At 64.4% G+C, this 24,834-nt stretch carries 22 protein-coding genes and 3 pseudogenes; 18 read left to right on the plus strand and 7 right to left on the minus strand.

Annotation, left to right across the window (positions count from 1 at the left end; translation table 11 throughout):
* Window positions 1-29: 29 nt before the first annotated feature.
* Window positions 30-1,016, plus strand: coding sequence for a helix-turn-helix domain-containing protein (locus O7A05_RS02570; protein ID WP_337091347.1), 987 nt, complete (start codon window positions 30-32; stop codon window positions 1,014-1,016).
* Here O7A05_RS02570 and O7A05_RS02575 read toward each other — a convergent pair.
* The gene (locus O7A05_RS02575) at window positions 1,003-1,560 is read right to left on the minus strand and encodes a sugar O-acetyltransferase (RefSeq protein WP_337091348.1); all 558 of its coding nucleotides are present in this window, start codon (window positions 1,558-1,560) and stop codon (window positions 1,003-1,005) included. The genes O7A05_RS02570 and O7A05_RS02575 overlap by 14 nt on opposite strands.
* 112 nt (window positions 1,561-1,672) lie before the next feature.
* Here O7A05_RS02575 and O7A05_RS02580 point away from each other — a divergent pair, with 112 nt between their 5' ends.
* The 5 genes from O7A05_RS02580 (at window position 1,673) to O7A05_RS02600 (ending at window position 8,114) form a co-directional block, all read left to right on the plus strand.
* Complete coding sequence (locus O7A05_RS02580; protein ID WP_337091349.1) at window positions 1,673-2,134, plus strand: DUF4126 domain-containing protein; 462 nt, start codon at window positions 1,673-1,675, stop codon at window positions 2,132-2,134.
* The gene (locus O7A05_RS02585) at window positions 2,131-3,507 is read left to right on the plus strand and encodes an FAD-containing oxidoreductase (protein ID WP_337091350.1); all 1,377 of its coding nucleotides are present in this window, start codon (window positions 2,131-2,133) and stop codon (window positions 3,505-3,507) included. Before O7A05_RS02580 ends, O7A05_RS02585 begins: the two co-directional genes overlap by 4 nt.
* A gap of 228 nt (window positions 3,508-3,735) precedes the next feature.
* Window positions 3,736-4,728, plus strand: coding sequence for a succinylglutamate desuccinylase/aspartoacylase family protein (locus O7A05_RS02590; RefSeq protein WP_415926942.1), 993 nt, complete (start codon window positions 3,736-3,738; stop codon window positions 4,726-4,728).
* A gap of 235 nt (window positions 4,729-4,963) precedes the next feature.
* On the plus strand, window positions 4,964-7,153 hold the full coding sequence (locus O7A05_RS02595; protein ID WP_337091351.1) for an anthranilate synthase: 2,190 nt from the start codon (window positions 4,964-4,966) through the stop codon (window positions 7,151-7,153).
* A gap of 31 nt (window positions 7,154-7,184) precedes the next feature.
* Window positions 7,185-8,114 carry a cation diffusion facilitator family transporter gene (locus O7A05_RS02600; protein ID WP_337091352.1) on the plus strand — a complete coding sequence of 310 codons (930 nt, stop codon included), beginning with the start codon at window positions 7,185-7,187 and terminating at the stop codon, window positions 8,112-8,114.
* Window positions 8,115-8,226: 112 nt separating this feature from the next.
* On the opposite strand, the gene O7A05_RS02605 is transcribed toward O7A05_RS02600, so the two are convergent.
* Window positions 8,227-9,327: a hypothetical protein gene (locus tag O7A05_RS02605; protein ID WP_337091353.1), complete on the minus strand. Its 1,101-nt coding sequence runs from the start codon at window positions 9,325-9,327 to the stop codon at window positions 8,227-8,229.
* 191 nt (window positions 9,328-9,518) lie between these two features.
* On the opposite strand from O7A05_RS02605, the gene O7A05_RS02610 reads away from it, so the two are divergent.
* The 7 genes and pseudogenes from O7A05_RS02610 to O7A05_RS02640 all read left to right on the plus strand — a co-directional run bounded on the left by O7A05_RS02610 (window position 9,519) and on the right by O7A05_RS02640 (window position 13,038).
* Entirely contained in the window at window positions 9,519-9,953 is a 435-nt protein-coding gene (locus tag O7A05_RS02610) for a DsrE family protein (protein WP_140676453.1), read from the plus strand.
* A gap of 68 nt (window positions 9,954-10,021) precedes the next feature.
* A complete protein-coding gene (locus O7A05_RS02615; protein WP_337091354.1) occupies window positions 10,022-10,795 on the plus strand; it encodes an SDR family NAD(P)-dependent oxidoreductase in 774 nt (257 codons plus the stop codon).
* Window positions 10,796-10,847: 52 nt separating this feature from the next.
* Window positions 10,848-11,159 carry a putative quinol monooxygenase gene (locus tag O7A05_RS02620; RefSeq protein ID WP_337091355.1) on the plus strand — a complete coding sequence of 104 codons (312 nt, stop codon included), beginning with the start codon at window positions 10,848-10,850 and terminating at the stop codon, window positions 11,157-11,159.
* 136 nt (window positions 11,160-11,295) lie between these two features.
* Complete coding sequence (locus tag O7A05_RS02625; RefSeq protein WP_337091356.1) at window positions 11,296-11,541, plus strand: type II toxin-antitoxin system Phd/YefM family antitoxin; 246 nt, start codon at window positions 11,296-11,298, stop codon at window positions 11,539-11,541.
* Window positions 11,538-11,923: pseudogene (locus tag O7A05_RS02630) on the plus strand (type II toxin-antitoxin system VapC family toxin). Before O7A05_RS02625 ends, O7A05_RS02630 begins: the two are co-directional and overlap by 4 nt.
* Window positions 11,924-11,929: 6 nt before the next feature.
* Window positions 11,930-12,130: pseudogene (locus O7A05_RS02635) on the plus strand (AbrB family transcriptional regulator); the annotation flags it as partial.
* Between the two features lie 143 nt (window positions 12,131-12,273).
* A complete protein-coding gene (locus O7A05_RS02640) occupies window positions 12,274-13,038 on the plus strand; it encodes an SDR family NAD(P)-dependent oxidoreductase (protein WP_337091357.1) in 765 nt (254 codons plus the stop codon).
* A gap of 34 nt (window positions 13,039-13,072) precedes the next feature.
* On the opposite strand, the gene O7A05_RS02645 is transcribed toward O7A05_RS02640, so the two are convergent.
* Entirely contained in the window at window positions 13,073-13,960 is an 888-nt protein-coding gene (locus O7A05_RS02645) for a LysR family transcriptional regulator (RefSeq protein WP_337091358.1), read from the minus strand.
* A 143-nt stretch (window positions 13,961-14,103) separates the two neighbouring features.
* Between O7A05_RS02645 and O7A05_RS02650 the strand changes: the two are divergent.
* The 4 genes and pseudogenes from O7A05_RS02650 to O7A05_RS02665 all read left to right on the plus strand — a co-directional run bounded on the left by O7A05_RS02650 (window position 14,104) and on the right by O7A05_RS02665 (window position 19,067).
* Window positions 14,104-15,638: pseudogene (locus O7A05_RS02650) on the plus strand (MFS transporter).
* A gap of 140 nt (window positions 15,639-15,778) precedes the next feature.
* Window positions 15,779-16,213: a TonB-dependent receptor plug domain-containing protein gene (locus tag O7A05_RS02655; protein ID WP_337091359.1), complete on the plus strand. Its 435-nt coding sequence runs from the start codon at window positions 15,779-15,781 to the stop codon at window positions 16,211-16,213.
* Window positions 16,141-17,850 (plus strand): TonB-dependent siderophore receptor, encoded by a 1,710-nt coding sequence (locus O7A05_RS02660; protein WP_337091360.1) that lies wholly within the window; start codon window positions 16,141-16,143, stop codon window positions 17,848-17,850. The genes O7A05_RS02655 and O7A05_RS02660 overlap by 73 nt, the downstream gene beginning before the upstream one ends.
* A complete protein-coding gene (locus tag O7A05_RS02665; RefSeq protein WP_337091361.1) occupies window positions 17,850-19,067 on the plus strand; it encodes an MFS transporter in 1,218 nt (405 codons plus the stop codon). Before O7A05_RS02660 ends, O7A05_RS02665 begins: the two co-directional genes overlap by 1 nt.
* 10 nt (window positions 19,068-19,077) lie before the next feature.
* Here O7A05_RS02665 and O7A05_RS02670 read toward each other — a convergent pair whose 3' ends face one another.
* From O7A05_RS02670 to O7A05_RS02685, 4 genes are all read right to left on the minus strand, one after another.
* On the minus strand, window positions 19,078-20,211 hold the full coding sequence (locus tag O7A05_RS02670; RefSeq protein ID WP_337091363.1) for a siderophore-interacting protein: 1,134 nt from the start codon (window positions 20,209-20,211) through the stop codon (window positions 19,078-19,080).
* A 92-nt stretch (window positions 20,212-20,303) separates the two neighbouring features.
* Window positions 20,304-20,618, minus strand: a complete 315-nt coding sequence (locus tag O7A05_RS02675; protein WP_337091365.1) for a nuclear transport factor 2 family protein — start codon at window positions 20,616-20,618, stop codon at window positions 20,304-20,306.
* Window positions 20,618-21,394, minus strand: coding sequence for an esterase family protein (locus O7A05_RS02680; protein WP_337091366.1), 777 nt, complete (start codon window positions 21,392-21,394; stop codon window positions 20,618-20,620). The genes O7A05_RS02675 and O7A05_RS02680 overlap by 1 nt, the downstream gene beginning before the upstream one ends.
* Window positions 21,395-21,398: 4 nt before the next feature.
* Entirely contained in the window at window positions 21,399-22,565 is a 1,167-nt protein-coding gene (locus tag O7A05_RS02685; protein WP_337091367.1) for an ATP-grasp domain-containing protein, read from the minus strand.
* Window positions 22,566-23,068: 503 nt separating this feature from the next.
* Here O7A05_RS02685 and leuA point away from each other — a divergent pair.
* Entirely contained in the window at window positions 23,069-24,745 is a 1,677-nt protein-coding gene (gene leuA, locus O7A05_RS02690; RefSeq protein ID WP_415926947.1) for a 2-isopropylmalate synthase, read from the plus strand.
* Window positions 24,746-24,834 lie beyond the last annotated feature (89 nt).

Here is a 24,834-nt window from a genome sequence, read left to right on the forward strand (position 1 = left end):
TTCGGCTTTCAACGGAAACGATGTCTGCCATGAAGAACCCGATCATCGCCGCTGTCGCTTTCGACGGTATCAGCCCGTTTCATCTCTCCGTGCCGTGCCTGGTGTTCGGCGCCGATCGAACCAAGCTTGGGCTGCCGCGTTTCGACTTCCGCGTCTGCGCGATGGAGGAGGGACCCATTCATACCGATGCCGGGCTGAGCATCGTCGTGCCGCATGGGCTTTCGGCGCTCGACGAAGCCGACATCGTCATCATCCCGAGCTGGAAGGATCTCGAGGATACTCTGGCCGCGCCGTTCAAGGATGCTCTGCAACGCGCGCCTCGGCGTGGTGCTTTGCTCGTGGGCTTGTGCCTCGGCACCTTCGCCATTGCCGGCGCCGGCTTGCTGGCCGGGCGCAAAGCGACGACCCACTGGGCCTATACGGATCGGTTGCGGAAGCTTCATCCCGACATCGCGATCGACGCCGACGTGCTCTATGTCGACGACGGCGACATCATCACCTCGGCCGGCGTCGCCGCCGGGCTCGACTGCTGTCTGCACATCGTGCGCGCTCGCTACGGCGCGGAGGCCGCCCTTCGACTTGCCCGCCATGTCGTGCTCTCGCCGCACCGGCAGGGCGGGCAGGCGCAGTTCATCGAGCGCCCGCTTGCGCCGACGCCGAACGCCGACCGCTTCGCCAAGGCCCTCGATGACGTGCGGGCGTCGCTCGGCGAAGCCCACAGCCTGGACAGTGTCGCCGAAGCAGCGGGCCTTACCCGCCGCACCTTCACGCGCCGCTTCCAGAAAACCACCGGCACCAGCTTCGGCGACTGGCTTGCCGACCAACGCGTCGCGCTGGCGCAAAGGCTGCTGGAACAGACGGACAAATCGATGGACATCGTGGCCTTCGAAGCCGGTTTCGGCAGCGCCACCTCGCTGCGCCAGCATTTTGCCGCGCGGCTAAGAACCTCGCCGAGGCAGTATCGGCGCGAGTTTTCCCGAAGCACCAAGGCGCCAGGCGGACTCAGCCTCTTGTAACGGCCCGTGCCGGGTTGCCGACGACGGTCGCATTGGCCGGCACGTCGCGGGTCACCACCGCGCCCGCGCCGACGATGGCGCCCTCGCCTATGCTGACGCCGGCGAGGATCACCGCGCTGCCACCAATCCAGACATTGTCGCCGATCGTCACCGGCCTGGCGATCTCCAGTCCGGCCAGCCGGCCGGCAGTTTCGCGATGATGCTCGGCGCAGTAGATCTGCACATTGGGCCCGAGCATCGTCCCCTTGCCGATGCGCACCGGCGCGGTATCGAGGATGGTGCAACCGGCATTGAGGAAGACGCCCTCGCCGAGGAACAGGTTGAAGCCATAGGCGCAATGGAACGGCGCCTCGATGCGCGCGCCCTCGCCCACGCCGCCAAGCAGCGCCAGTAAGGCGGGAGCGATATTGCCGCGCTGCCGGGGCGGCAGGCTGTTGTGCTCGAACACCGCATCGCCTGCGACAACGCGCAACGCTTCCAGTTCATCGTCGATGCAGGTGTACCATTCGCCCGCCGCCATCTTTATGCGTTCGCTTGTCGTCATGGTGGCATCTCCAGATTTCGTCTGCTGCCAAAAGCCCCGTAGCCAAACGCCTGACTTCTGCTAGCCTGCCGTTGCGAGACCATGCAACGGTCTCGTTTGAGGGGGATCGATCATGCTTTACATTCTGGCACTGCTGATAGGCGTCATTGCCGGCCTGCGCGCCATGACCGCGCCCGCCGCCGTCGCCTGGGGTTCTTATCTCGGCTGGCTGCCGGTCACAGGCACCTGGGCAAGCTTCATGGGCCACTGGATCGCCGTCGGCATCTTCACCATCCTGGCCATCGTCGAGCTGGTCGCCGACCAGCTGCCGTCGACGCCGAGCCGCAAGGTGCCGCCGCAGTTCGGCACCCGCATCGTGGTCGGCGCCTTCTGCGGCGCGGTGATCGGCGAGACCGCCGGCGCCACCATCGGCGGCCTGGTCGCCGGCGCGATCGGCGCGGTGATCGGCACGCTGGGCGGCGCCGAGGCCCGCGGCCGGCTCGCCGCCGCCTTCGGCAAGGATCAGCCCGCCGCCTTCATCGAGGATGCAGTCGCCATCATCGGCGGGCTGCTCATCGTGGCGGCCGTCGCATGAGCGCAAAGAGCTTCGACGCCATCGTCATCGGCGCCGGCCAGGCCGGCCCGCCGCTGGTCGGCCGGCTCGAGGCCGCCGGCATGAAGGTTGCGCTGATCGAGCGCAAGTTCATCGGCGGCACCTGCGTCAACACCGGCTGCATGCCGACCAAGGCGATGGTGGCGAGCGCCTATGCCGCGCATCTCGCCCGCCGCGCCGCCGACTATGGCGTCGCGCTGTCGGGCCCAGTCGGCGTGGACTACAAACGCATCAAGGCGCGCAAGGACAAGGTCACCAACGACGCCCGCGGCAATCTCGAAAAATGGATCGCCGGCATGAAGGGCTGCACGCTTTATCGCGACCATGCGCGTTTCGAATCCGCCGACACGGTGCGCGTCGGCGACGAGCTGCTCACCGCGCCAAAGATCTTCCTCAATACCGGCGGCCGCGCCTCGGTGCCCAATCTGCCCGGCATCAACGACGTCCCCTATCTCACCAATTCCTCGATGATGGATCTCGATGTGCTGCCCAGTCATCTGATCGTCGTCGGCGGCAGCTATATCTCGCTCGAATTCGCGCAGATGTTCCGCCGCTTCGGCTCAGAAGTCACGGTGATCGAGAAGGCGCCGCGGCTGACCGGCCGCGAGGATGAAGACACCTCCGCCGCCATCCAATCGATACTCGAAAACGAGGGCATCGCCGTCCATGTCGGCGCGGACGACATCGCCTTTGCCAGGCAAGGCAATGGGATCGCCGTCACCTTCTCCGCCGGCAAGCCGGCGGCGGTCGGCTCGCATGTGCTGCTGGCGCTGGGGCGCACGCCCAACACCGACGATCTCGGCCTCGACAAGGCCGGCGTCGCGGTCGACCAGCGCGGCTATATCGTCGTCGACGACCAGTTGCGCACGAATGTGCCGGGCATCTGGGCGATGGGCGACTGCAACGGCAAGGGCGCCTTCACCCACACCTCCTACAACGACTTCGAGATCGTCGCCGCCAACCTGCTCGACAATGATGCGCGCAAGGTCAGCGACCGCGTCGAGGCCTATGCGCTCTATATCGACCCGCCGCTCGGGCGCTGCGGCATGACGGAAGCCGCGGTGAAGAAATCCGGCCGCCGCGCGCTGATCGGACAGCGGCCGATGACGCGTGTCGGCCGCGCGGTCGAGAAGGGCGAAACCCAGGGCTTCATGAAAATCCTGGCCGATGCAGACACCGGCGAAATCCTCGGCTGCTCCGTGCTTGGGCCAGGCGGCGACGAGGCGATCCACTGCGTGCTCGACCTCATGTACGCGAAGGCGCCGATCTCGACGCTGGCGCGCGCCATGCACATCCATCCGACCGTCTCGGAGCTGCTGCCGACCATCGCCCAGGAGTTGAAGCCGCTGGAGTAGAGCAATTCCAGGAAAAGGGCATAGCGGTTAGGCTCGGCAACTTCCCCGTAGCAAGGCTCGGCGTCTTCGCCGTAGCCACGCTGCCCCGACAGCCCGGCGCGGCTGGACCACTCGACAGCCCGATCGCAAAAATGCATGGGTGAAACCTCTTCACGCGGAGTATCCCATGCAGAAGACGATCGAACGCATCGCCGGTGACAGCGAAGGCGTCGTCTACGATTTCCGGTCTTGCGTTTCGAGGGCAAGGACAAGGCAGCTCCTTCCGCCTATCTGCAGGCGGCGCTGCATGCCGGCGAGCTGCCGGGCGTCGTCGCCATCGATGCGCTGATGCCGATGCTGGCCAAGGCGGAGGCCGAGGGCCGCATCAAGGGTTCGATCACCATCGTGGCTTGGGCCAACCCGATCGGCCGCGCGCAATATCACTTCGGCGAGCATCAGGGCCGCTTCAATCTCGGCACCCGCACCAACTTCAACCGCTCCTTCCCGCTGCTTGCCGCACCCGACGCCAGGCTTCTGCCGGATGTCAGTCTGGGCGGCGCCGATCGCCGGTTGAAGAACCGGCTCGTCCAGCTCTCGCTCGGTACCGACATCGTGCTTGACCTCCACTGCGACGACGAAGGTCTCGCCTATCTCTACATCCACACCAGCCTGTGGCCGCATATGGCCGATTGCGCCGCCGCCATGGGCGCCGAAGCCGTCCTGCTGTGGAGCGAGGACGATACCGGCACCTTCGAAGGCGCCTCGATCATGCCCTACCAGAACGTGCCGGCGAGCGTCGCGCGCTTCGATCGCCGCGCCGTCACCACGGTCGAATATCGCGGCATACTCGATGTCGACGCCGCCCTGGCCGCGGCCGATGCTGCGGGACTTTACCGACTGCTGGTAACGCGCGGCGTCGTTCAGGACTCATCCGTGCCGAAATTCGAGAAATTTTCCGGACCGGTCGTAGCGCTAGAAAACATCGACATGATGCCTTCGCCCAGGGCCGGCGCGATCCTTTACGACGTCAAGCCCGGCGACCGCGTCAAGAAAGGCGACAGGTTGGCGACGATCGTCCATGCGCCCGGCGAGGCCGGCGGCCGCACGGAAGTGTTTGCCCCGCAATCGGGCTTCATCCTCACCCGCCGCTCGCGCCGCATCATCCGCGCCGGCGAGGATCTTTTGAAGCTCGCCGGCGACGCCAGGAGCAGCGACGCGCGCTCCGGCACGCTGGAAGACTGAGGCCGCGCGTTCCGCGTCGGCGTGAAATCCAGTTGCATGGACCTCCATTCGCCGCTATGGGAGTCGGGATGAACATGCGTTCGAACAAGACCGTTTGGTGGTGGGCTCGCTGACAGCGGCCTGTTCGTGCGTGTGCGCGTGAAAAAGAGGGTGGCCGCAGCGGAATGTCCGGGCGGCCATTTGTTTTTTAACGCCATTCCCGGGTCCGTTGCCCAAGACGCTGATGGAGACGGCAATGACGACTAAAGTTCTGGACAACGGGGCCGAGCGCTTCGTCACCGCGGGCGGCGTGACGATCACCCGCGAGCGGCACGACAGACCCTATGAAGGCGCGATCGATGCCTATGTCGACGGCCTCAATTCGCGCCGCGGCGCCGTGTTCTCCTCCAACTACGAATATCCGGGCCGCTACACGCGCTGGGATACGGCCATCATCGATCCGCCGCTGGTGATTTCCGCGCGGGGACGCACAATGCGCATCGAAGCGATGAACAAGCGCGGCGAAGTGTTGTTGCCGGTGACCGGCAAGGTGCTTGGCGAACTCAGCGAAGTGGCGATCGTCGAAACCTCGAAGACACTCATCCGCCTCGATGTGGCAAAACCCGGCCGCGTCTTCACCGAGGAGGAGCGCAGCCGCGTTCCGTCCGTGTTCACGGTGCTGCGCGCCATCACGGCGCTCTTCAAGACCGCCGAGGACGCCAATCTCGGCCTCTACGGCGCCTTCGGCTACGACCTCGCCTTCCAGTTCGATCCTGTCGAGTACAAGCTCGAGCGCAGGGAAAGCCAGCGCGACCTGGTGCTGTTCCTGCCCGACGAGATCCTCGTGGTCGACCACTATTCGACCAAGGCCTGGACCGACCGCTACGATTATTGCGGCGAAGGCTTTTCGACCGAAGGCATGGCCCGCGATGCCCAAGTCGAGCCGTTCAGGACCGCCGACCGCGTCCCGCCGCGCGGCGACCACGAGCCGGGCGAATATGCAAACCTGGTGCGGCGCGCCATGGAGAGCTTCAAGCGCGGCGACCTCTTCGAGGTCGTGCCCGGCCAGATGTTCTACGAGCGCTGCGAGACCCAGCCTTCCGACATCTCGCGCAAGCTGAAATCGATCAACCCCTCGCCCTACTCCTTCTTCATCAATCTCGGTGAAAACGAATATCTGATCGGCGCCTCGCCGGAGATGTTCGTGCGCGTCAACGGCCGCCGAGTCGAAACCTGCCCGATCTCGGGCACCATCAAGCGCGGCGACGACGCCATCTCCGACAGCGAGCAGATTCTGAAGCTGCTCAACTCGACAAAGGACGAGTCCGAGCTCACAATGTGCTCGGATGTCGATCGCAACGATAAGTCGCGCGTCTGCGAACCCGGCTCGGTGCGCGTGATCGGCCGCCGCCAGATCGAGATGTATTCGCGCCTGATCCACACCGTCGATCACATCGAGGGCCGGCTGCGCGAAGGCATGGACGCCTTCGACGCCTTCCTGTCCCACGCCTGGGCGGTCACCGTCACCGGCGCGCCGAAATTGTGGGCCATGCGCTTCATCGAGCAGAACGAGAAGAGCCCGCGCGCCTGGTATGGCGGGGCGATCGGCATGGCCAACTTCAACGGCGACATGAACACCGGGCTCACCTTGCGCACCATCCGCATCAAGGACGGCATCGCCGAGGTGCGCGCCGGCGCCACGCTGCTTTTCGACAGCGTTCCCGAGGAAGAAGAAGCCGAAACCGAACTGAAGGCATCCGCCATGCTCTCCGCCATCCGCGACGCCAAGACCGGCAACGCCACCGGGACCGAGCGCACCACCGCGCGCGTCGGCGATGGCGTCAACATCCTGCTCGTTGACCACGAGGACTCATTCGTCCACACCCTGGCCAACTACTTCCGCCAGACCGGCGCCAACGTTTCCACCGTGCGCACGCCGGTGCCGGAGGAGGTCTTCGAGCGGCTGCGGCCCGACCTCGTCGTGCTGTCGCCCGGCCCGGGCACGCCGAAGGATTTCGACTGCGCCGCCACCATCAGACGAGCGCGCAGCCGCGACCTGCCGATCTTTGGCGTCTGCCTTGGCCTGCAGGCGCTGGCTGAAGCTTATGGCGGCGAGCTCAGGCAGTTGCACATCCCCATGCATGGCAAGCCGTCGCGCATCCGCGTTTCGAAGCCCGGCATCATCTTCTCAGGACTGCCCAAGGAAGTGACCGTCGGCCGCTATCACTCGATCTTCGCCGACCCGGTTCGCCTGCCCGACGGCTTCGTGGTCACCGCCGAGACCGAGGACGGCATCATCATGGCCTTCGAGCACCGCAAGGAGCCGATCGCGGCGGTGCAGTTCCATCCCGAATCGATCATGACGCTCGGTCACAATGCCGGCATGCGCATCATCGAGAACATCGTTGCGCATCTGCCGCGCAAGGCCAAGGAAAAGGCCGCCTAGGCGGCACGTTGGGATGAATGCGGCAACGACGATGACAACGGCGGAAGCAAAGGCGGCGGCCAGGCAAAGGGTCGCCAGCCTTGCGTTCTGGTCGATCGTCGTCGCCGGTGTCGTGCTCGCCCTCAAGCTTGTCGCCTGGTACATCACCGGCTCGGTCGCGCTCTATTCGGACGCGGCGGAATCGATCGTCAACGTGATTGCTTCGGCCGCCGCTTTCTGGGCGATCCAGGTCAGCTACAAGCCCGCCGACCAGGACCATCCCTTCGGCCATCACAAGGCCGAATATTTTTCCGCCGTCCTCGAAGGCGTGCTGATCGTCGTCGCGGCGCTGCTGATCCTCAACGAGGTCTGGCAGTCCTGGCGACATCCAGCCCCGCTCGAGCAGCCCCGGCAGGGCCTTGCCGTCAACGGCGTCGCGACGGTCATTAACGCGATCTGGGCCTGGACACTGATCCGCACCGGCCGCAGCGCGAAGTCGCCGGCGCTCGTGGCCGATGGCCAGCACATCATGACCGATGTGGTGACGTCCGTCGGTGTGCTCGGCGGACTTGTCGGCGCGGTGCTGACCGGCTGGCAGATCCTCGACCCGGCGCTGGCAGTGATCGTCGCGCTCAACATCTTGTGGCAGGGCTGGCATGTGATCGGCTCGTCGATGAACGGATTGATGGACCGCGCCGTAGACACCCAGGAGCACATGCAGATCCGCGACATCATCTCGGCCAATTCGAAGGGCGCGCTCGAAGTGCATGACCTCAAGACGCGCATTGCCGGCCGCGCCACCTTCATCGAGTTCCATCTGGTGGTCGACGCAGACATGACCGTGGGCGCCAGCCATGTCATCTGCGACCGCATCGAGGATGCGCTGAAAGCCGAGATCCCCTCGGTGCGCGTCACCATCCATGTCGAGCCGGATGATGAGGCCAAGCTGCCGAAAGGCACCACGGCGGTGCCTTTCGCCTGAGGTGCCAGCATGGCAGACATTGGAGATTGGCCGGAGCCTCTCAATTTCGTCATTCTAGGGCGGACTAGGAGCGAAGCTCCGTCGCGAAGACCCTAGAATGACGAAGCGCTGGTTACGGCGCACAGGCCGACTGCGGCATGGGGTTCAGCCGGTAGACCTTGTCGTCGGATTTCGTCTTGCCATCCGCCGCCTTCGAGCAGAGATCGACAATTGCCACCGCATTGTTGGGGTTCGCGACCATCATGGTGCCGTTGGCGCCCCGCTTGAGGAAAATCTCCTTTTGCGAGATGTCGCAGGAAAAATCGCTCATCTTCGCGCTCGCCGAACAGCGCCACTGGTCGGCCTCGCCCTGGCAGGAATAGGTCTGCGTGACCTTTTTCCCCTTCTGCCTCGTCGTCACCGAAACGGCGATATCCGCCCCATCCGGCCAGTTCGCGGCATCGCCGCCGGCGGCGAAGGAGGCAAGCTCGACAGGTCCGCGGAAAACGCGGATCGATTGCGTCAGCTGGTTGGGATGCGATTTCAGATGCGCATCGTCGTAGTCACGCCCGAAGCAGAAGGGCTGGTCGGGCTTCAGCCGCACGCGCAGCGGGTCCCCCAGCGCCGGGTCGATCGGGTCGATGCGCGCGAACTCCGCCTTGCACGTCTCGGCCGGCATCGGGTCCAGCTTGAAATTGTCATCCTCGCTGCCCAGCGCCTGCTTGTTGTACTCGGCCTTGCCGAGATCCTCCTCAGCGCCGGCGTCGAGATACACATCGGGCTGTACGTTGGAGAGGAGCAGCCGGCCTTTGTCGTCGACTTTCAGCGAGGCGAGCGTGCGGTCGCATTCCATGCCACAGCGGATGCCGCTTGCGGTGTCGTCCGGGTCCTCCTTGCGGCACCAGCCAGCCGCCCACTCCGGCTTCTTGGCGCCGCGCACCGTGGTGGTGAGAAAGCCGTTATAAGCGGCGTCCGACATCGTGCTCGGCTCCTCGTTCGGCCGGCTGACCGGATCGTGCCCGTAGTAGAAGAAGATGCGCGCCACCTTCTGGCGCGGATGCGCCTTCAGATGGGCGGCATCATAAACGCGGCCGAAGCAGGCGTCAGCGCCGGTCGGGCTGAGCTCGGGAAACTTGGGCGGTTGTTCGGCGCGCGCTGCGCCGGCAAAAGCGACAAGGGCGGCGCAAAACACCGCGCCCGCCATGGCCCTCCCCACAACGGTCCTCGATGCCATATGATCCTCCTCCCGCCACAGGACTGGCTTCATGCTAGAGCAATTCCAGGAAAAGTGTGAGCAGTTTTCCGTTCGGAATTGCGTAAAAACAAGGAGATAGGGCGTTTCGCCGTTTCCGTGAAACGCAGTAATCTAGGAGCGCGCCCGGACCATGCAAAATTGTGCGAACGGGCAAGGCAAGGGAGGACAGGATGCTGCGCCGTGACATTTTTCGTGCCGGTCTCGCAGGCGCCGCGGGCCTGTTCGGCCTGAGCCGTGCAAATGCGGCAACGCCTGAGGGAAGGCTGAAAGTCGCCTATCACCTCAGCGACGCCGACAAGGTCAACTTCGTCCTCGGCAACATCAAGAACCACTATGAAGGCACCGGCGGCAATGTCGATATCGTGCTTGTGGTGCACGGTCCGGCTCTGGCTGCCTTCAAGTCGAAGGGCGCTTCCGGTGCGGTTTCCAGCCGCTTTGCCGGCCTTGTTCAGCAGGGACTCGTCCCGCAAGCCTGCGGCAACACCCTGCACGGCATGGATATCACACTGACCGACCTGCTGGCGGGCTTCGAGCTTGCCGAGAAAGGCGGCGTCGTGAAGCTCGCCGAACTGCAGCACCAGGGCTATGTCTATCTCAGGCCCTGAATGCGCGCGGACTTGCAGGCCAGGCCGGCGATGGCCTACGAAGGATGGCAACCCGGAGGCCAGCCGACATGACGACACTTGCCATCCCCGATCTTGCCGGAAAGGCGGTGCTGGTCACCGGCGCTTCGACCGGCATAGGCGCAGCACTTGTTCGTGCCTACGCGGCGCAGAAGTGCCGTGTCGCGCTGCACTACAATGCGAGCCGCGAGGCCGCTGAGAACCTGGCCGGATCCATCCGCGACGATGGCGGCGAGGTGTTTCTGGTCCAGGGTGACTTTTCGAGACCTGCCGACGTCGAACGCGTCGTCGAGGAGAGCGCAAACCATTTCGGCCGGCTCGACGGCCTGGTCAACAATGCCGGCGGCATGCTTGGCCGCGTCGCCTATGCCGATCAGGATGAAGCGCATTACGACGCGGTGATGGACCTCAATGCGCGCTCGGTGCTCACCGCTTCGCGCAAGGCGATACCATGGCTGAAGCGCCAGGGCGGCTTCATCATCAACACCACCTCGATCGCCGCCCGCAACGGCGCCGGCGGCGGCGCCGGCCTCTACGGGTCGTCCAAGGCCTTCGTTTCCAACGTGACGCGCGGCATGGCCAAGGAACTGATCGGCTTCGGCATCCGCGTCAACGCCGTGGCGCCGGGCACCATCCTGACGCCGTTCCACGAACGCTATTCGAGCGCCGAGCAGATCAAGGCGATGGTCGCCACCATTCCGCAAGGGCGTGCCGGAACGCCCGAGGATTGCGTCGGCGCCTATCTGTTCCTGTCGTCCGATCTGTTGAGCGGTTACATCATCGGCCAGGTGATCGAGGTGAATGGCGGCCAGTTGATGCCGTGAGCTGGCGATTGCATACTTGATGCAGCGTGCAACCTGGAGGGAGAGCAAGGGCATGTACGGACTGATCGGCAAGATGCGGGCGGCGCGCGGCCAGCGCGATGCGGTCATGGACGTGCTGCGCGAAAGCACCGGCGCTCTCCCCGGTTGCCTGAGCTACATCATCGCCACCGATCCGGCCGACGCCGACGCCATCTGGGTCACCGAAGTGTGGACCGACCAGGCGAGCCACAAGGCCTCGCTGCAGCTGCCGGAAGTCCAGGCGGCGATCGCCAGGGCGCGTCCCTTCATCGCCGGCTTCGAATTCCAGATCGAGACACGTCCGGTCGGCGGCGTCGGCCTTCCCGCGCCAGAAAAGGGCGGGTGACCTCCTGGCAGTCTCAACACTCGTCCGCAGATCGCAGCTTTCTGCACGGCACACCTCAAGGGTAATTTCCGACCGCTTGTGATATCCAAGCAGGTAGACCAAGTTCAATGGACTAAGTCTGATTGGAGCAGCCAGCATGCAGACTGTAAACATCCACAACGCCAAGACCAATCTTTCGCGCCTGGTCGACCGGGCCGCCAAAGGTGAACCGTTCATCATCGCCAAGGCGGGCAAGCCGTTGGTCAAGGTCGTCCCCATCGATCAGCCCGCCGCGCCGCATATAAAACGGCTTGGCTTCATGGCCGGCCAGTTTTCCGTGCCCGACGATTTCGATCGCATGGGTGGCGATGAGATCGAGCAGCTGTTCGGCCTCAAAGCGTGAAGTTGTTGCTCGACACCCGCTTACTGTTGTGGGCGGCCGGTGAGCCGGATCGGCTGCCGCTTCCGGCCCTGGCCGAAATTGAAGATCCGTCAAACGAGCTGCTGTTCAGTGCCGTCAGCCTCTGGGAAGTCGCAATCAAACGTGGACTTGGAAGAGCCGGCTTCACCGTGGAGCCGCGTTTGCTGCGGCGAGGCCTTCTGGACAACGGCTATCAAGAATTACCCATCGCCAGTGAACATGCCTTGGCCATTGACGGACTTCCACCCATCCACAAGGACCCGTTCGACCGTATCCTCTTGCTCAGGCCATTGTGGAAGGCGTTACCTTGCTTACGGTGGATGATGTGGTGGCCCGCTATCCAGGCCCGATCCGAAAGCTCTGACGGACCAGCCGCCTGCTCGACATCGATCCGCTGACCGCCTATCTGGCGACCAACCCCGTCGGCGTGGACACTGTCGCCATCATCGCCGCCGCGGCGCAGAACGTCGACGTCTTCTTCGTCATGCCCCTGCAGTCGGCGCGCTTCCTGGTCGTGCTGCTCATTGGGCCAAGCGTAGCTAGACTGGTGGCGCGAAACGTTGGGGCCTGATCCGGGCTATCCAATGCGAAAGGAATTCCAGGAAAAATGTTCAGCGGCTTTCGGTCCGGAATTGCGTAAAAACAGAAAATCAGAGGAGGTCAGCAATCCTACCAGGATGCTGAATTGCTCTAAGGGAACGGAGGAGAGTGCCAATGGAACGCCGTCAGAATGCCGTCGATCTGTCTGGCCGCATCGCCGTGGTGACGGGCGGCGCGCAAGGTATCGGCTTTGCGGTCGCCCGGCGCCTCCTGTTGTCAGGCGCCGGCGTCGCCATCTGGGACGTCGACCAGGCCGCAATGCGCAAAGCTGCTGCCGAACTCGCCGCGCTCGGCCGCGTTGAAGCGATCCTATGCGACCAGTCGCAGATCGAGGCAGTCGATCGCGCCGCCGCCGAGACCGAGCGCACGCTTGGTCCCGTCGATCTCCTGGTCAACAATGCCGGCATTGCCGGGCCGGCGGCGACCGTGGTGGACTACGACCCCGCCGCATGGCGCCAGATCGTCGATATCGACCTTAACGGCGTCTTCTACTGCTGCCGGCGCCTGGTGCCCGGCATGGTCGCGCGCAACTACGGCCGCATCGTCAACATCTCCTCGGTGGCCGGCAAGGAAGGCAATCCGAATGCCGCCGCCTATTCGGCCGCCAAGGCCGGCGTGCTGGCGCTGACCAAGTCGCTCGGCAAGGAACTTGCCGGACACGACATCTCCGTCAACGCGCTGACGCCCTCGCCCGCCCGCACCCGCATCCTCGAGCAGCTCACCGAGGCGCAGGTCGCCTACATGCTCGGCAAAGTGCCGCGCGGCCGCTTCGTCGAGGTCGAGGAGGCGGCCGCCATGGTCGTCTTCATGCTGTCGGACGAGAACTCGTTCACCACCGGCGCGACTTTCGATCTCTCCGGCGGCCGCGCGACCTACTGACCATCCCCGCGGAGCTTCGTTTGGATTGCCGGGCCTATCGCCCCGCCGCAAGCCTTTCGGGGAGGAAATCGACGAAGACCCGGACCTTCGGCGAAAGATGGCGATTGGACGGCCACAGCATGCGGAACTGGCCGCGTCCGTCGACATGCTCGTCGAGTACGGTGCGCAGCCTGCCCTCATGCAGCGCCTCCCGCACCAGGAAATCGGGCATGCAGGCGATGCCGAGACCGGCGATCGTGGCGCCCTTCAACGCCTCCATGTTGTTGCAGGTCAGCATCGAACGGATCTGCGGCGCGGCGCTCCCGGTCATGAACGGCCAGTTGAGCAGCCTGCCGCTGTTGAGAAAACGGAAATGTATGCCGAAATGGGCCGCGAGATCCGCCGGCGTGCCGGGAGCGCCATGCCGATCGAGATAGGACGAGGCTGCGCACAAGATCATGCGAAAAGGCGCAACGGGCCTCGATACCAATCGTGAATCGGGCAGCTCGCCGCTCCGGATCGCGACGTCGATACCATCTTCGATGACGTCGACGATGCGATCGTTGAAATCGATATCGAGCTCGATTTCCGGATATCGCGCCATGAATTCCGACAGCACCGGCAAAAGCAGATGATAGGTGACGATGGGCGTGGAGATGCGCAGCCGGCCATGCGGCGTTTCGCGTGTCCGCGACAGCATCGCCTCCGCATCGTCGATATCGTCGAGGATGCGGCGCACCCGCTCGTTGAACAGCTTGCCCTCCTCGGTCAGGCCGATACGCCGCGTGCTGCGCTGCAGGAGACGCACGCCGAGTTCCTGCTCGAGCCGGGCGACGCTCTTGCCGACGGCGGAGGCGGAAATGCCGAGCGCTTGTCCGGCGGCGACGAAACTGCCGAGCTCGGCGGTGCGGGCGAAAGCCAGAAGGCCGTTGAGACGATCCATGATGAGCCTATTCGAGCGTTTTGCTCCGAGATGAATGGAGATTTAATACTATTTTGCCGGAAATGTCGCCGCCCTATCTTGTCGTTGCGATCGGCTGTGCCAGTCAGGACATGCCGGCAAATCCCGCCTCGATAGGAAAATCCATGACCTTGATGACCAGAACCGGCCCGGCCGGCAGATGGCTTGTGCTGCTGTCGGTTTGCCTTGCCGCCATGACGATGCCGCTGAGCTTTACCGGCCCAGCCGTGGCGCTCTCGCGCATTGCCGCCGGTCTTGGCGGCAATCCGATCGAGCTCAATTGGGTGACCAATGCCTTCATGCTGACCTTCGGCGCCGGGTTGATGGCCGCCGGAGCATTGGCCGACAACCTTGGCGCAAGCGGATCTTCCTAGCCGGCCTTGCCACCTATGTGCTTGCCGCGCTGGGCTGCATGCTGGCGCCAGACATCGTCTGGTTCGACCTGTTCCGGGCCCTGCAAGGCATAGGCGGCGCCGCCGCTTTCGCCGGCGGTGCCTCCGCGCTCGCGCAGGAATTCGACGGGCAATCGCGTTTGCGCGCCTTCAGTTTCCTCGGCACCAGCTTCGGCATCGGCCTTGCCTTCGGCCCTGTTGTCTCTGGCCTACTCATCGACGCATTCGGCTGGCGCGCGATCTTTCTTCTCGTGGCGACGCTTGGCGTTGCCGCCGCCGCGCTTGGCCAGCGCACCGTCGGCGAATCGCGCGACCCAAATGCAACCGGGCTCGACTGGGCGGGAGCCGGCACCTTCACCATCGCGCTCGCCGCGCTGACCGACGGCGTGCTGCAGGCGCCGCAGAGCGGTTGGGCCAATCCCTTCGTTATCGCCCTTCTCGGCGTGGCAGCCATCGGCTTTGCCGCCTTCGTCATTGTCGAGCGGCGGGTGCGCCGGCCGATGCTGGACCTGACGCTGTTCCGCTTTCCGCGTTTCGTCGGCGTGCAGTTCCTGGCCGCCTCCCCTGCCTATGCCTTCGTCGTCCTGCTCGTGCTCCTGCCGATCCGCTTCATCGGCATCGAGGGGATGAGCGAGATCAAGGCGGGGCAATTGATGATCTGCCTGTCTGGACCGCTGCTGATCTTGCCGCTGCTGGCCGGCCAGGTGGCCCGCTGGATCGCCCCGGCCAGCATCTGCGGTGTGGGCCTCCTCCTCGCCGCGGCCGGCCTGGTCTGGCTCAGTCGCGTGCCCGTGGCGGACAACGCGCTGGTGGCCCCGCTGGTCTTGATCGGCATCGGCATCGCCTTGCCCTGGGGGCTGATGGACGGACTCGCCGTCAGCGTCGTGCCGAAGGAACGCGCTGGCATGGCGGTCGGCATCTTCAACACCACCCGCGTCGCCAGCGAGGGCGTGGCCCTGGCGATCGTCATGGCGACTTTGTCCGGTTTCACCGCCACGCAGCTCGGTACTCAGGCGCTTGTCTCGCCCGCCGAAGCGGCCGCCGCGGCACAACTTCTGGCAACCGGCAACATCGCCGGAGCGGCGCAACATCTGCCGACGGCAGGCGCCACCGTCCTCATCCAGGCCTATGAAACTGCTTTCGACCGGCTGCTCGTCGTGCTGGCGACCATCACCGTGCTTACCGCCATCGTCGTCTTCCTCGGCCTGCGTCGCGGATCGGCGCCGGAACAAGACGTCGCGCCTGTCCCGGCCTGCCAGGAAGGCTGACGCCACGTGACGCCGTCAAGTCCGGCGAAGTGCCAAAAAATACTTGACTCGCATACTCATATTTGAGAGCGCAACCAAAACATGAATTGGAGATTAGGTTAATGCCGAAGCGGTCGAGGACGTGGCGCCGGGGATTATCATTGCTGGCGGGCAGCGCCATCCTCGGCCATGCCTGGCCGACAATTGCCCAGGAAGGCGGCGACGCCACCGTTCTCGACAGAATCGAGGTGACCGCCGAGAGCAACGAGATCCTGAAGCAGGACGGCTATGTCGCGAAGAAGGACCGCATCGGCACCAAGACCGACACGCCGATCGCCAGGATCCCGCAGGCGGTCTCGGTCGTCACGCAGAAGCAGATCGAGGACCAGAAGCCGCGTACACTGAACGACGCGCTGGGCTATACGGCCAGCGCCAATCCAAACAGCTTCGGTTTCGACACGCGCTACGACGCCTTTTTCCTGCGAGGCTTCCAGGCCTTCTACAACGGCATGTTCCGCGACGGGTGCGCCAGTACAACGGCCCTTCCGCCTGGTTCAAGACAGAACCTTACGGCATCGAGGGCGTCACCATCCTGAAGGGACCGGCCTCCTCGCTTTACGGCGTCAGCGGTCCGGGCGGCATCGTCAATGTCGTCACCAAGCGCCCCAAGGACGAGCCGTTCCATGAGATCGAGTTGCTGGCCGGTGAGCACAACCGCTTCCAGGCGGCGCTCGATGCTTCCGGGCCGGTCAATGACGACGGCAGCATCCTCTACCGCTTCACCAGCCTCGGCCGTCTGAGCGAGACCGGCCTGCTCGGATATCCCGACGATAAACTCTATCTGGCGCCGGCCGTCACTTTCAAGCCGGACGAGGACACCAAGCTCACCATCCTCGGCGAATATTCGAAGTCCGTCACCGGCGGCACCGCGGCCTTCTACAACTCCGCCTATGGCGTGCTGTCGAACGTCTATGAAGGCGATCCGGCCTGGAACGACTTCACCCAAGATCAGGGGCGCATCGGCTACGAGTTCGAGCACCGCTTCAACGACTGGCTGACCGTGCGCCAGAACCTGCGCTACAACGCCGTCGACTCGGACATCGAATATAGCGGCCATTACTCGATCGGCGCCGATCAGCCGCTTGAGCGCTACTGGGGCCACTACACCGAGACGATGAAGAACTTCGTCGTCGACAACATGGCGCAGCTCGAATTCGACACGGGGCCGGTGCGGCACACCGTGATTGCCGGCATCGACTATGCCTGGTCGGACTATGACGCCGGCAGCGGCCTCTCCTACGTCTCGGTCGAGGATATCAAGGCCGCCCCCGTCCCCCATTCCGGCGGGCAGGAGATGAACCAGCTGGGAGTCTACCTGCACGACCAGATGGAGTGGAACGATTTCACCCTGTTCACCAGCGGCCGCTACGACTGGGTCGACACCACCTCCACCGCGGCGGATTTCAGCCAGTCGAAGCAGAAGGACAGCGCCTTCTCCGGCCGCGTCGGCCTGTCCTACCGGACCGAATGGGGCATCATCCCCTACGTCAACTATTCGACCTCGTTCTCTCCCAACATCGGCTTCGTCTATGACGACGTCTCGAGTTCCGTCAGCCGCGTCGCCCGCCCGACCATCGCCACGCAGAAGGAGATCGGCGTCAAATACGAGATCCCCGACCACAACGCGACCGTCAGCGCCGCGCTGTTCGACATCGACCAGAAGGACGGCGTCGTCTTCGACGCCTCGACCGGCATCAACAAGCAGCGCCAGCTCGACCTCAACTCGCGCGGCGTCGAGCTGGAAGCCAATGCCTCACTCGATAACGGCTTCAGCATCATCGCCTCCTATACCTATCTGCGCGTGAAGATCGAACGCGGCGCCGAAGGCACCGACGGCAAGGAACTGTCGGCGACGCCGAACCACATCCTGTCGCTCTGGGGCCATTACCAGTTCGAGAACGGCACGCTTGAAGGGCTTGGGCTCGGCGCTGGCGTGCGTTTCGCCGGCGCGAGCTACGGCGACGACACCAATACTTTCAAGAACGACGCGCGCGCCTTCGTCGATGCCTCGCTGTCCTACGATTTCGGCTATCGCAACCCGAAGCTCGAAGGCGTGAAGCTGCAGATCGACGCCAAGAACCTGTTCGACAACCAGCAGACAATTTGCTCGGCCGGCTATTGCTACCGCGACGAGGGCCGCTCGCTGTTCGGCAGCCTGCGCTATCGCTTCTGATGTCGGTCTCCGTCTCGAACCGGGCCGCCTCGTCGCCGGCCGCCATCGTCGCTGCGATCGGCGGCCTCTATGTGGCGCAGAGCGTGATCGGCGGCATCACCTGGACGGGTCTCCCGGCCGTGATGCGCGACCAGGGCCTGCCGCTCGACCGCATCGGCCTGCTCACCCTGATCGCCCTGCCATGGGCGCTGAAGTTCCTGTGGTCGCCGGCGGTGGAGCGTTACCGGCTTCCGCCAGCGGGCAGGAACTGCACCGGCGTGATCGTCCTTATCGGCGGCCTCGTCTCCATCGCCGGACTGCTGGCCGTCGCCCAGTTCGGCCCCGCCGCCTTCTGGCCCGTCGTCGCCTGCCTGACAGTGGTCGCCTTTGCCGCCTCGACGCTCGACATCGCCTGCGATGGCTTTGCGGTGCAGAACCTTGCCGGCAAAAATCTCGGCTGGGGCAATGCCGCCCAAGTCGGCGGCGCCTATCTCGGCTCGGCGATCGGCGCCGGTCTTTTCCTCTATCTGGTCGAAATCCATGGCTGGCGCGCGGCGGTGTCGGCGATGGCCTCACTGCTGGTGCTGCTCGGCCTGCCCTTCCTGCTCGGCATCGCCGGCCAATCGCGCGAGGAAGTGCGCGAACACGTGCCCGCGCTCGGCACGGCGCTGCGGCGCCCGCAGATACGCCGCGGTCTGGCGGCGTCGGCGATCTACGTTCTGGCGCAGAAGGCGGCGCTGACCATGCTCGGCCCGTTTCTGGTCGATGCCGGGCTCAGCCTTTCCACGATCGGCCTGGTCAACGGCGTCGGCAGCATGGTTCTCGGCGGCGCGGCCGCCCTTGCCGGCGGCGCTCTCGTCCGATGGTTGGGCACGCGCAGCGTGCTTGTGCTCGCGCTTGTCCTGCAGGCCGGATCGCTGTTCATCCTCGCGGCCTTCGCGCTTTCCGGCATTTTCCCGGCAGGCCCGCTGGCCGTCGTCGCGACGCTGAGTTCCTCGGGCATCATGGCGCTCGGCTTCGTGGCGCTCTATGCGCAGTTCATGCGCTGGTCGGATCCGAGGCAGCCAGGCGTCGATTTCACACTTTTCCAGTGCATGGACGCCTTGGTCAGCATGGCGGGCGGCATCCTGGCCGGCTATGCGGCGCAGCATCTGGGCTACGGCGCACTGTTCGGCGGCGCGGGCGTCGGCGCGCTGCTGGCGGCGCCGGCCATCGCCATGGTCAGCGATCGCGACTGAAAAGATTGAACTATTCCTCGCCGGCACCGTCTTCGCCCGACGCGCCGCGGCGCCAATAGGCGGTGACAAGATGCCGGTCGCGCGACAGGGCCCATTCCTTACGCACGATCCGGCGGATCTCGCGGAAGTCGGTGAACTCGCATCCGGCCCAGACAAAGAGAGCGTCGGCGCTGCGGCCGCGCTCGCGCAGCGCTTCCGGCAGAAGGCCGGCCCGGCCTGCTTCGCGGCCATGCCGATAAAGCCAACGGACAGCGATGTTCTCGCCAGCCGCCAACGTCACTCGGTCTTGCGGACCGTCGACCTCGATGAAGGCCTCGGCACGGACGGACGGCGCAAGCTCTTCCAGCATCCGGCCGATCGCCGGAAGCGCGGTATCGTCGCCCAGAAGAAGCAGGTTTGATGCCTCGGGCACATCGCCGCCGCCGGGGCCGATCATGCCGATGATGTCGCCGGCCCTCGCATTCTGCGCGAAACTCGCAGCCGGCGTCTCGGCGCCGGGATGCAGCACGAAGTCGATGTCGAGCCAACCCTCGGCCACGTCCAGCGCGCGGATCGTGTAGACGCGGATGGTGAGCGCATCCTCACCCGACGGCCAGACGATCAGCCCGTCGGCGCCCATGGTCGGCCAGACCGCCTGGCGTCCGGCCGGCGGCAGCAGAAGCCGGACATGAAATCCGCCATGGGCGAAGCGGCCGAGGTCGCGGCCGCAGAAGCGCACGCGTTGCATATGCGGCGACAGCCGCGTCGAGGACAGGACCGATATCTCGCGGAAGAATATCGGCGTGCCGGCATCCTTGCCGTCTCCTTGCCAGCGCAGGCCTTCGGTGGTGCGGAGATGCGCGGCGATGTGGCCGGCGAAGATCATCTTCATGTAGGAGAGGCAGGTCTCGTCCTCCGCCGCGACACGGACCAGCACGCCGCGGTCGTCGAATGAGGCATTCAACGTGCCGTAATGCATGCGGAATTCCCATTGGCCGGCAACGCCGGTGTCGTTTTCATAGTCGCCGTGCTCGGCGCGCAGCCTGTCCATCGCTGCGCGGATGTCATCGTTTTGGATACGGGTTTGCGCGCTCAAGAGCTTCATCGCCGGGCCTTCCGATATCGACGAGATCGGCCGAAGCCCGATATCGCCAAGCGCCGGCATGCCACAGCGCCGGCGGCATTGCCACAAAAATATGATTAAAAAAGTCATATTTTTGGACGATGCCGCACGAACGTCGGCGACGCATCCGTTTTTCAGCTGATGACCAGGCTCGCGATCCGGTCGTCGTCGAGCGTGAAGGCCATGTCGCCCTCGCCGTTGAAGCCGTTGCCGGTCACGGCGACGCGGGCATGGTAGACGCCGTCGCGCTCCGCGATGCGAATGATGCGAAGATTGGACTGCACGCCGATATTGTCCGACTGATTCCAGTCGGCGATCTTCTCCCGGCCGTGGAAGGATCGACCCCAGTCGCTCAGGAAGGCATCGTCGGTAAATGTGCTCAGGAAAGCTTCGGTGTCGCCGACATTGGTCGCTTCGACAAAGCGGCGGATCGGATCGGGCGTGTCCATCAGTCCAACCTGTGCATCAGATCGTCGTCCAGCCAGCGGCCGAAGAAATAGACGAGCTGCTTGTGCCACCACGGCCAGTCATGGCTGACGTCGCCGCCCCAGTAGTCGACCCAGGCGGGAATCGATTTGTCGCGCAGCACCTGTTCCAGCTCGCGTGTCTCGACCAGCATGCGCTCTTCCCAGGCGCCCTGGCCGCAGCAGAAGATCAGCCTGAGCGCCCTGAGCCGCCCGAGCAGCTTCTGGTCGACGATGCCGGGCAGATAGTCGAGCGGCGAGTTGAAATAGATATTGCCTTCCAGCGCCCGGCCGAAAAAGTCGCGGACCGAATAGACGCCCGACAGCGAGATCACTCCGCTCACCAGCTCCGGAAAGCGGAACACGAAATTCGACGAGTGGTAGCCGCCCATCGAGCAGCCGCAGAACAATGGCTTCAAGGTGCGTCCGCCGTTCGACTTGGCGGCAACCGCCTGCAGCTCCGGCAGCGCCTCCTCGCGCACATAGCGGAAATACGCTTCGTGACGGGCGACGCGCTGCACCGGGTCGGCATGCTTGTCGAAGAACGATTCCGAATCGATGCCGTCCAGCGTGAAAAGCTGAATGCGGCCGGTGTCGATGAACTCGGCAAGTGCTGCGACCCCGCCCGAATCCTCGAATTGGTAGAACCGTCCTTGCGAGGTCGGGAACACCACCACCGGGCGCCCGGCATGGCCATAGCGCTTGTATTCCATGTCGCGGCCGAGATTGCGGGCATGGCCCTTGTGGTAGGAGACGTCCATCGGCTCAGGCCTTTTCCGCGTGGATATAGTCGACCGCCTGGCGCAGCGCCTTCGGATCCTTCGAACGCATCTGGTAGGCGTAATTGCCCATGGCGCGGCTGAAGACCTCTTCGATGGCTTGGTGATGGACGATCTTGTCGCCATGGGCGGCTAGCACGTCCGCATGGCTGTGCAAATAGTCGATATGGCGTTTGCGGCTGGCATAGGCGGTGAAATACTTGCCCTTGTAAGGACCGCCGGCCGCGTTCTTGACCACCATGTCGGCCCATGCGGCATAGACGTCGATGTCGAATGTGTAGTTGATGGCATCTGTCATCCAGGCGCCGGGCGGCCGCATGTTGACCTCGAGCGCGATGATACGCTTGTCCTTGGTCTCGAACAGCTCGATGTGGAAGAAGCGCTCGCGCACATCGAACGCCTTCAGAATCTTGCGGCCCGCCTCCTCGACCTCCGGGCTGATCTCCGGAAAGCAGGTGTAACTCATATGGCGGTCGCGGTTGACCGCTTCCATGATGCTCTGATCGTAGCGGTGGCTGGCCGCAAGCACCACCTCGCCGTCGCGGTTGACCAGCCCGTCGAAGGTCACCACCAGCCCCTCGATGAACTGCTCCATGACGAAGGTGACGCCCTCCGGCTTGTCCCTGAAGAACTGGTCGAGCTCCTTGGCGTTGGAGATCTTGAAGGTGTTCGAGGCGCCGGAGCCCGAGTCGGGCTTGACCACAACCGGGTAGCCGACACGGCGGATGAAGGTCATGGCACCGGCGCGGTCGGAGCATTTGCGCTGCGGGATAGTCTGGACGCCGCTCTTGCGGAAGAAGGCGCGCATGCGGCTCTTCCGCTTCAAATTCTTCACGAAGTCGACCTTGGTGCCGAAAATGTTGAAATCGGTGCGGATGTTGGATTCGAGCTCCAGCCAATGCTCGTTGAGCGACTCGAAGCGGTCGATGCGGCCCCATTTGTGGATGAAGTGCCCCATCGCCCGGAAAACAGCATCGTAATCTTCCATGTCGGCGATGCGGTAATATTCCGACAGCGCCGTCTTCAGCTTGCCGTTCAAGGTCTCGTAGGGCGCATCGCCGATGCCCAGCACCGTGGCGCCGGCCTTCTTCAGCCGGTCGCAGAAATCGGCGCCGTTGGCCGGAAAATGCGGCGAGAAGAACACGAAATTCATGGACGACCCCTCCCCGGAGCTTCGCTCGGTAGCCAAGCCTTCAGGGCCAAGTCTGGCGCATTTGCGATCCGTGGGGAAGACGCCGGTGCCGGCGACGAGACCAGGCTCGGCGCATCCGCCCCTGCGTCCCGCTTGCCTCCGACGGGCCGCTCCTGTAAGAGAGCCGCCATGACCTCGCGCGTCCGCTCCGTCGCCTCCTCTCGCACCGGCTTTGCCGGCGAGACCGCGCGCGCGCTCGCCTCGACCCTGCTTCTTCTCGGCCTTATCGGCGATCGCCGGGTTCGCTGAAGGAGCGCCCGGCGGTCGAAACCGCCGCTTAAGGCGCATGCTCCTTGGCCAGCCTTGGCAAAGTCACATCAAGCGAACGAATTTTTGATAGAGGCGTCGCTCGCCACCCATCCGCCTGAAGCGGGGCATGCGGGCCGCCGGGAGAAACGACGATGAACGCACGAGAAGAAATCCGCGCCGGCGAGGCTGAAAGCCGCAAGCGCGCGGCCGGCCACATGCCGGATGCATCACGTAAATACCAGTCCTACCCCACGGTCGGCCTGACCGACCGCACCTGGCCGAACAAGATCATCGACAAGGCGCCGATCTGGTGCTCGGTCGACCTGCGCGACGGCAACCAGGCGCTGATCGACCCGATGGGCCATGAACGCAAGGCGCGCATGTTCGCGCTGCTCCTCGACATGGGCTTCAAGGAAATCGAGATCGGCTTCCCCTCGGCTTCGCAGACGGATTTCGACTTTGCCCGCTGGTGCATCGAGGAAGGCGGCGTGCCCGCCGACGTGTCGCTCCAGGTGCTGGTACAGTGCCGGCCCGAGCTGATCACTCGGACCTTCGAGGCGCTCAAGGGCGCGCACCGCCCGATCGTGCATTTCTACAATTCGACCAGCGAGCTGCAGCGCCGCGTCGTGTTCGAGAAGGACGTCGCCGGCATTAAGCGCATCGCCACCGACGCCGCCAAGATGATCACCGACATGGCCGCCAAGGCCGGCGGCGGCTACCGCTTCGAGTATTCGCCGGAAAGCTTCACCGGCACCGAGCTCGAAGTCGCGCTGGAGATCTGCAACGCGGTCACCGAGATCGTGAAGCCGACGGCAGACAACAAGCTGATCATCAATCTGCCCTCGACGGTCGAGATGTCGACGCCCAACGTCTATGCCGACCGCATCGAGTGGATGTGCCGCAATCTCGACGCCAGAGAGAACCTGATCGTCTCGCTGCATCCGCACAACGACCGCGGCACCGGCATCGCCACCACCGAGCTCGGCCTGATGGCCGGCGCCGACCGCGTCGAAGGCACGCTGTTCGGCAATGGCGAACGCACCGGCAATGTCGACATCGTCACGCTGGCGCTCAACATGTTCACCCAAGGCGTCGATCCGGAACTGGACTGCTCCGACATCAACCGGATGAAGGACGTCTACGAATATTCGAACCAGCTGAAGATTCCGGAACGTCACCCTTATGTCGGCGAACTGGTCTACACGGCTTTCTCCGGCTCGCACCAGGATGCCATCAACAAGGGCATGAAAGCCCTGAAGAAGGCCAATACCCCCATCTGGGAGGTGCCCTATCTGCCGATCGATCCTGCCGATGTCGGCCGTACCTACGAGGCGATCATCCGCATCAATTCGCAGTCGGGCAAGGGCGGCATCGCCTATGTGCTGCAGGCGGATTACGGCCTCAATTTGCCGCGCAATCTGCAGATCGAGTTTAGCCAGGCGATCCAGGCGATCACCGATGCGGAAGGCAAGGAGGTGCCGGCCAGGCGCATCCACGAACGCTTCCTCGAAACCTATGTCGACCAGCCCGGCGCGCGGTTGAAATTCCTCGACCATCGCACCTTCCCCGATACCGAGGTGAAGGGCCGGCGTATCGTGGAGGCGGAGATCCTCGACAACGGCAAGGAAGTCACCATCACCGGCTCGGGCACCGGCCCCATCGACGGCTTCGTCGATGCGCTCTCGCGTCATGTAGGCGTCGACATGTCGGTGCTCGACTATTCCGAGCATTCCCTGCAGCGCGGCTCCAACGCCTCGGCGATCTCTTACGTCGAAATGGAGTATCCGGGCGGCAAGCTGTTCGGCGCCGGCATCAACACCAACATCGTCGCCGCTTCGCTGGAGGCCGTTGTTTCGGCCGCCAACCGCATCGTCGGCCGCCGGAGCAGCTGATGTGAAACGGTCCGGCTCGGCCACAGGCTGACCGGTGGATCTGTCAGCAGCGTAGCGCATTCCAATTGCGCCACGCTGCAGAAGCGGAC

This window comes from Mesorhizobium argentiipisi (SeqCode) (assembly GCF_037179585.1).
Taxonomy (GTDB): Bacteria; Pseudomonadota; Alphaproteobacteria; order Rhizobiales; family Rhizobiaceae; genus Mesorhizobium; species Mesorhizobium argentiipisi.

Bases quoted from the DNA above. Each gene is read 5' to 3' on its own strand.
- O7A05_RS02570 (WP_337091347.1), top strand. From the start codon at position 30: ATGAAGAACCCGATCATCGCCGCTGTCGCTTTCGACGGTATCAGCCCG.
- O7A05_RS02575 (WP_337091348.1), bottom strand. From the start codon at position 1,560: ATGACGACAAGCGAACGCATAAAGATGGCGGCGGGCGAATGGTACACC.
- O7A05_RS02580 (WP_337091349.1), top strand. From the start codon at position 1,673: ATGCTTTACATTCTGGCACTGCTGATAGGCGTCATTGCCGGCCTGCGC.
- O7A05_RS02585 (WP_337091350.1), top strand. From the start codon at position 2,131: ATGAGCGCAAAGAGCTTCGACGCCATCGTCATCGGCGCCGGCCAGGCC.
- O7A05_RS02595 (WP_337091351.1), top strand. From the start codon at position 4,964: ATGACGACTAAAGTTCTGGACAACGGGGCCGAGCGCTTCGTCACCGCG.
- O7A05_RS02600 (WP_337091352.1), top strand. From the start codon at position 7,185: ATGACAACGGCGGAAGCAAAGGCGGCGGCCAGGCAAAGGGTCGCCAGC.
- O7A05_RS02605 (WP_337091353.1), bottom strand. From the start codon at position 9,327: ATGGCATCGAGGACCGTTGTGGGGAGGGCCATGGCGGGCGCGGTGTTT.
- O7A05_RS02610 (WP_140676453.1), top strand. From the start codon at position 9,519: ATGCTGCGCCGTGACATTTTTCGTGCCGGTCTCGCAGGCGCCGCGGGC.
- O7A05_RS02615 (WP_337091354.1), top strand. From the start codon at position 10,022: ATGACGACACTTGCCATCCCCGATCTTGCCGGAAAGGCGGTGCTGGTC.
- O7A05_RS02620 (WP_337091355.1), top strand. From the start codon at position 10,848: ATGTACGGACTGATCGGCAAGATGCGGGCGGCGCGCGGCCAGCGCGAT.
- O7A05_RS02625 (WP_337091356.1), top strand. From the start codon at position 11,296: ATGCAGACTGTAAACATCCACAACGCCAAGACCAATCTTTCGCGCCTG.
- O7A05_RS02640 (WP_337091357.1), top strand. From the start codon at position 12,274: ATGGAACGCCGTCAGAATGCCGTCGATCTGTCTGGCCGCATCGCCGTG.
- O7A05_RS02645 (WP_337091358.1), bottom strand. From the start codon at position 13,960: ATGGATCGTCTCAACGGCCTTCTGGCTTTCGCCCGCACCGCCGAGCTC.
- O7A05_RS02665 (WP_337091361.1), top strand. From the start codon at position 17,850: ATGTCGGTCTCCGTCTCGAACCGGGCCGCCTCGTCGCCGGCCGCCATC.
- O7A05_RS02670 (WP_337091363.1), bottom strand. From the start codon at position 20,211: ATGCCGGCGCTTGGCGATATCGGGCTTCGGCCGATCTCGTCGATATCG.
- O7A05_RS02675 (WP_337091365.1), bottom strand. From the start codon at position 20,618: ATGGACACGCCCGATCCGATCCGCCGCTTTGTCGAAGCGACCAATGTC.
- O7A05_RS02680 (WP_337091366.1), bottom strand. From the start codon at position 21,394: ATGGACGTCTCCTACCACAAGGGCCATGCCCGCAATCTCGGCCGCGAC.
- O7A05_RS02685 (WP_337091367.1), bottom strand. From the start codon at position 22,565: ATGAATTTCGTGTTCTTCTCGCCGCATTTTCCGGCCAACGGCGCCGAT.
- leuA (WP_415926947.1), top strand. From the start codon at position 23,069: ATGCCGGATGCATCACGTAAATACCAGTCCTACCCCACGGTCGGCCTG.